Origin of the sequence: Enterobacter sp. ZOR0014, from assembly GCF_000798855.1 — a bacterium.
Classification (GTDB): Bacteria; Pseudomonadota; Gammaproteobacteria; order Enterobacterales; family Enterobacteriaceae; genus Enterobacter; species Enterobacter kobei.
In genome coordinates this window covers 1-5,073 of the sequence record NZ_JTLF01000015.1, presented here as the reverse complement: position 1 = coordinate 5,073, position 5,073 = coordinate 1, and the positions used below count along the sequence as shown (strand labels likewise).

Here is a 5,073-nt window from a genome sequence, read left to right as displayed (position 1 = left end):
GTTTTTCAACCCTCCGATATAATTGTGTAATAAATATTCACACTCTTTGTCCGGACAAAATCGACGCTTCCCAAGAAAAGTCAAAACCGTAAAAGACGGGTGAATAATACTCACGCCAACCGTAACGCCTCACGGCACAGCGCTTGTCTCGTTGGAGTCACTATATGAAGTTGCCCTTTAAGCCACATCTGCTCGTCCTTCTGTGCAGTACCGGGCTGTTTGCCGCCTCTGGCGTGATGTTTGTCAAAAGCCGTGCATCAGAGCCTGTCGCTCCCGCGCCTGTCGCCCAACAACAGGTGGCAACACCTGCGGCCCAACCCGCCCCCGTTGTCGCACCAGCTTACACGGCCGCGCAAATCGATCAGTGGGTCGCCCCGATTGCGCTCTATCCGGACGCGCTGCTGTCTCAAATTTTAATGGCATCGACCTATCCGGCCAACGTTATCCAGGCCGCGCAGTGGTCAAAAGATAACCCCAACATGCAGGGTGATGCCGCGATTCAGGCGGTGGCGAGCCAGCCGTGGGATCCCAGCGTGAAATCGCTGGTCGCGTTTCCTCAGTTAATGTCGCTGATGGGCGGAAATCCGCCGTGGGTACAAAACCTCGGCGATGCGTTTCTCGCGCAGCCGAAGGACGTGATGGATTCCGTTCAGCGCCTGCGCGCGCTGGCGCAGAAGACCGGCGCTTTACAATCCACGCCTCAGCAGACGGTCACCACCGTGACAAAACCGGCGCCAGCGAAAACCAGCACCACTGAGACAACGACAGCCACGACTTCCGCGCCCGCCCCAACGGTAATCAAAATTGAATCTGCCGATCCGCAGGTTGTTTATGTCCCTACCTATAACCCCAATACGGTTTACGGTACCTGGCCAAACACCGCGTATCCGCCAACCTATCTCCCGCCCTCGCCTGGCGAGCAATTTACCGACAGCCTGGTGAAAGGCTTAGGCTTTAGCCTGGGCGTGGCGACAACCTACGCCATTTTCAGCAATATCGACTGGGATGACGATGATGACTGGGATCATCACCATCATGACGATGACTGGGATCACGGCGGCTATAATCGCAACGGTGATAACAACATCAATATTAACGTTCAGAACTTTAATAAAATCAGTGGTCAGCGTCTGACGGACGCCAGCCGCACCTGGCAGCACAACCCGGCCTATCGGGAAGGTGTGCCCTACCCGACAAACCAGCTCAACACGCGCTTCCACTCCACCAACACGGCTACGGGGCTCAGCGCAACACAGCAAAAACCGGTTAGCCGCGATAGCCAGCGTCAGGCCGCCCTCAGCCAGATGGAGAAATCGACAGGCAAAACCTTCCCACAGACAGCGCACCCGGGGATTAAAGATGCACAGCGGCAGGCCTCAAGCGAACAGCTCAAGCAGATTTCTCAGCGCAGTAACTACCGTGGCTATGACACCAAACCTCAGACGGCGAAGCGGACAACCACACAGCAGCGCGAAAACCGCCAGACCGCAACGCAGCGACAGGAGAAACGAATCTCACAACCTGCGCAGCAACACGCGCTACAGCAGCGAACCAGTCAGCCCCGGGCGAATGCGCTGAGCGGTAACGACAGTCGCTCCGCCAACTGGCAAGCCCAGCAGCAGCGTGGTTCGCAAAGCAGACAACTGGCTGCCCGTCATCAGCCGCCGCGTCAGGCATCTGCCGGACGTGTTGAACACCGTGAATTCCGTCATCGTTAAGGGAGCAAACATGAAAAATAAACTTCTCTGTGGAATGGTGGTGTTCATGATGTCGGCGGCCGCGATGGCGCAGCAATCTTTCAGCACGCCAGAACAGGCAACAGATGCGCTGGCCAGCGCCATCAGCGAGCAAAACGAAAGTGCGATGAGCAATCTGCTCGGCGAAAACTGGCGCGACTTTCTGCCGCCTGAAGGGGTAGATCCTGATGCCGTTGCTCGCTTCCTGCGCGACTGGAAAGTCCGGCACAACACGGTTGTCGAGGGTAACACAGCACATCTTGCTGTCGGAGACAGCGGCTGGCAGCTTCCCATCCCGGTGGTTAAAACCGCTTCCGGCTGGCAATTTGACATGAAAGAAGGGGTCGAGGAGATCCTGACCCGCGAGATTGGGCGTAACGAGCTTGCCGCCATTGAAGCCTTACATGCCTATGTGGATGCCCAGCAGAACTATTTTGCGCTGAACCAGAAATACGCGCAGAAAATTGTCAGCGCGGACGGGAAAAAGGATGGTTTGTACTGGCCCGTCTCGCCAGGTGAAACGCCAAGCCCACTTGGTCCGGCGTTCAGTCCGAAAGAGCCTGGGGCGGGATACCACGGCTATCGCTTCCGCATCCTGCCGGATAATAACGGTTTCGCGATGGTGGCCTGGCCGGTCAGCTATGGTCAAACCGGCGTGATGAGCTTCGTGATAAACCAGAACGACAAGGTTTACCAGTCCGATCTCGGTCGCGATTCTGAGCAGAAAGCCCGGGCGATGACCGCGTATAACCCGGATAAAACCTGGCAGCCCGTCGAACCCTGAGTAATGTCAACGGACCACGTTTTGTAGGCCGGGTAAGGCGAAGCCGCCACCCGGCTATTTTACTTACAGAATATTTGCCACTGATTTCGCCAACTGCGCTTCCAGAACTGGTTTCGCTTCTTCGAATTTCAAATTGACCTTGTTAGCATTCGATACCACACGGGTCTGATACTTCGCGCGATCGCCCTGCTCGCTGCTGGTTTGAAGCTTCACGCCGGACGTACCCTGACGCAGCGCCGCAATGTTATCGGTGGTGACTTTCGCTTTGCTACGCTCAGAGATCTGCAGGTCGGTAACCATGGTGTAGTTCACATCTTCTACCATCGCATCTGCCGCCATGCCAATTAGCCCAGCCGCCAGACCCACGCCCAGCGCGGCGCCAGAGGAGTTGCTGTTGTAGGCGGTAATACCGGCACCCAGAGCGGCCCCCACGGCGGCACCTTCATAGCCGGTTTTCAGGTAGCCCTGAGACTCGCGCAGGTCCATTTTGTCTGCTTTAAGGACGTTAGCCTGCACCCAGTAGTATGCGCTGTCAGGTGAGGACGTTACCTTATACCCTTTAGCGCTCAGATCGTTTGCCAGCAGCGTCTGGAGGTTGCTCATGTCTTTATCGGAGGTGTTTTTAACCTGGATGTAGACCGTTTTTTCACTGGAAGGCTCAAGCCAGATGGTCTCACTCATCTGGGTTTTCACTTCCAGGTTGCGTTTTTTCACGGCAGTCGTCATCGCGCCACATCCGGTCAGCGTCATGACTGACGCCAGTAAGCCAATTCCCACAACTTTCTTTAAAGACATGCGTTTTCCTTTTTTCGTGTAATTAAAAGTCCAGAACCCCTGGACAGCGCAGCCAGTGCCACACAACGGTGAAAAAAGTATCGGCAGATGAAGAGGAATTTTTAGCGGAAATATCAACGAGATGACTACCAATTTGGGTAGTTTCAGGGCAAAAAAAACGCCTCCGGAGAGGCGTTTAGCAATCAAAAGAAACTTATTTCTTCTTCGCTTTCGCGTTTGGCAGGTCGGTGATGCTACCTTCAAACACTTCTGCCGCCAGGCCCACGGACTCGTGCAGAGTCGGGTGAGCGTGGATGGTCAGCGCGATGTCTTCCGCGTCGCAACCCATTTCGATCGCCAGACCGATTTCACCCAGCAGCTCGCCGCCGTTGGTCCCGACAATCGCACCACCGATCACGCGGTGAGTCTCTTTGTCGAAGATCAGTTTGGTCATACCGTCTGCGCAGTCGGAAGCGATAGCACGGCCAGAAGCAGCCCACGGGAAGGTGGCTGTTTCGTAGCTGATGCCTTTCTCTTTCGCTTCTTTCTCAGTCAGACCCACCCATGCCACTTCTGGCTCGGTGTACGCGATAGATGGGATCACTTTCGGATCGAAGTAGTGTTTCATGCCGGCGATAACTTCAGCGGCAACGTGACCTTCGTGAACACCTTTGTGCGCCAGCATTGGCTGACCGACGATATCGCCGATAGCAAAGATGTGCGGCACGTTAGTGCGCAGCTGTTTGTCAACGCGGATAAAACCACGGTCGTCCACTTCCACGCCAGCTTTGCCCGCGTCGAGGTTTTTACCGTTCGGCACACGGCCGATAGCCACCAGCACGGCGTCGTAACGCTGTGGTTCGGATGGGGCTTTTTTGCCTTCCATGGAAACGTAAATACCGTCTTCTTTGGCTTCAACGGCAGTTACTTTGGTTTCCAGCATCAGGTTGAATTTCTTGCTGATACGTTTGGTGAAGACTTTAACGATGTCTTTGTCTGCAGCCGGGATAACCTGGTCGAACATTTCAACCACGTCAATGTCTGAACCCAGCGCATGGTACACGGTACCCATTTCCAGACCGATGATACCGCCGCCCATAACCAGCAGGCGCTTAGGAACAGTTTTCAGCTCCAGTGCGTCGGTGGAATCCCACACGCGCGGATCTTCATGTGGAATGAATGGCAGTTCGATTGGGCGAGAACCTGCCGCGATGATCGCGTTGTCGAAGTTGATCACGGTTTTGCCGTTTTCGCCTTCCACTTCCAGGGTGTTCGCACCGGTGAATTTACCCAGACCGTTTACCACTTTCACTTTACGGCCTTTGGCCATACCCGCCAGACCGCCGGTCAGCTGAGTGATAACTTTCTCTTTCCAGGTACGAATTTTGTCGATATCGGTTTTCGGCTCGCCGAAGACGATACCGTGTTCAGCCAGCGCTTTGGCTTCTTCGATCACTTTCGCGACGTGCAGCAGCGCTTTAGAAGGGATACAGCCGACGTTCAGACAAACACCACCGAGGGTGCTGTAACGTTCTACGATGACGGTTTCCAGACCTAAATCCGCGGCGCGGAATGCTGCGGAATAACCTGCCGGGCCTGCCCCAAGTACTACGACCTGAGTTTTGATTTCTGTGCTCATCATGACCTCTTAATTTATACCCGTCGTCCACCGGGTCGTTCTATCCGCCCGCATTTTACAAAATTGTTAACAATTTTGAAACAACAAACGGCTCATGAATTTTTGCTTACGCCAGTAACCTCAAAAACAGCATGAGATTA

At 54.7% G+C, this 5,073-nt stretch carries 4 protein-coding genes; 2 read left to right on the top strand and 2 right to left on the bottom strand.

The window, feature by feature from the left end; all coding sequences use genetic code 11:
* Nucleotides 1-164 precede the first annotated feature (164 nt).
* Nucleotides 165-1,718, top strand: coding sequence for a DUF3300 domain-containing protein (locus L977_RS00500; protein WP_047624261.1), 1,554 nt, complete (start codon nucleotides 165-167; stop codon nucleotides 1,716-1,718).
* Nucleotides 1,719-1,728: 10 nt separating this feature from the next.
* Complete coding sequence (locus L977_RS00495) at nucleotides 1,729-2,520, top strand: DUF2950 family protein (RefSeq protein ID WP_047624259.1); 792 nt, start codon at nucleotides 1,729-1,731, stop codon at nucleotides 2,518-2,520.
* A gap of 63 nt (nucleotides 2,521-2,583) precedes the next feature.
* On the opposite strand, the gene traT is transcribed toward L977_RS00495, so the two are convergent.
* On the bottom strand, nucleotides 2,584-3,315 hold the full coding sequence (traT, locus tag L977_RS00490) for a conjugal transfer complement resistance protein TraT (protein WP_014882569.1): 732 nt from the start codon (nucleotides 3,313-3,315) through the stop codon (nucleotides 2,584-2,586).
* 193 nt (nucleotides 3,316-3,508) lie between these two features.
* Complete coding sequence (gene lpdA, locus L977_RS00485; RefSeq protein WP_023332094.1) at nucleotides 3,509-4,933, bottom strand: dihydrolipoyl dehydrogenase; 1,425 nt, start codon at nucleotides 4,931-4,933, stop codon at nucleotides 3,509-3,511.
* Between the last annotated feature and the right edge of the window lie 140 nt (nucleotides 4,934-5,073).